General features: G+C 22.4%; 1 protein-coding gene. It reads right to left on the bottom strand.

Annotated features, from left to right (window positions below; all coding sequences use genetic code 11):
* On the bottom strand, window positions 1-1,167 hold a 1,167-nt coding region (locus GBZ86_RS16080), incomplete at both ends, for an MBOAT family O-acyltransferase (protein WP_152892341.1).

Genomic DNA, 1,167 nt, shown 5'->3' with positions numbered 1-1,167 from the left:
CTATTCCTCCATGAAATATAAACATTCTATTAAATAAATTTATTAATTCTTTTAAATCAGTAATTGCAAAAATACACCATCCAATTATTAAAAAAAAGCTTACATATATGTGAGAAAAAACTTTATATGTATTTAATATTTTTATAAAACCTATCTTTTCTATATATATTAATATAAAAAAGAATAATCCCCATAAAATAAAATTGTAACTAGACCCATGCCAAAATCCAGTTAAAAACCATAATATTACAAGATTTACACATAATCTAGTTTTGCTACCTTTATTTCCTCCTAAAGGTATATATACATATTCTTTAAACCAAGCACCTAAGGTAATATGCCATCTTCTCCAAAATTCACTAATACTTCGTGAAATATAAGGAAAATTAAAATTTTCTGGGAAATTAAACCCTAACATTTTTCCTAAACCAATAGCCATTGTAGAATAACCACTAAAATCAAAATAAATTTGCAAACTAAAAGCTAAAACTCCCATCCAAGCTAAAGGAGTAGATACTTTTTCAAAACCTATTTTTTCAACTTCAGTCCAAAGCATTCCTATGTTATTAGCTATTAATACTTTTTTAGCCAATCCCAATATAAATAACTTTAATCCTTTTTCTACTTTTTTAAAAGATAAATCCTTTTTTAATAATTCTTTTTTTATATCAGTATATTTTACAATAGGTCCTGCAATTAGCTGCGGAAACAAACTTACATACGCTCCAAAATTTATTATATTTCTTTCAGCTCTAGTCTTTCCTTTAAAAACATCTATAGTATAAGACATTGTTTGAAAGGTGTAAAAACTTATTCCTAATGGTAATGTTAAATTTACATTTGTTATGCTTAACTTAAAAAAATCATTAAAATTGTTAATAAAAAAATTAATATATTTAAATAAAAATAACATTGCTAAATTAAATAATATAGATAAAAGCAAAAAAATACTTTTATATAATTTATTAGTTGAATTTCTTTCTATAGCTAATGCAATAAAAAAATCTACTAGAATTGATAAAATCATTAAAATAAAGTATTTAGGTTCTCCCCAGGAATAAAAAATTAAGCTTAATAAAATTAAAATAATATTTTTTCCTTTATTAGGAGTTAAATAATATATAATTAAAGCAAAAGGTAAAAATCTAAATATAAACAATATACTAC

Origin of the sequence: Clostridium tarantellae (assembly GCF_009295725.1) — a bacterium.
GTDB lineage: Bacteria > Bacillota > Clostridia > Clostridiales > Clostridiaceae > Sarcina > Sarcina tarantellae.
The sequence above is the reverse complement of the archived record's forward strand: the minus strand, read 5'-3'. Positions and strand labels throughout refer to the sequence as shown.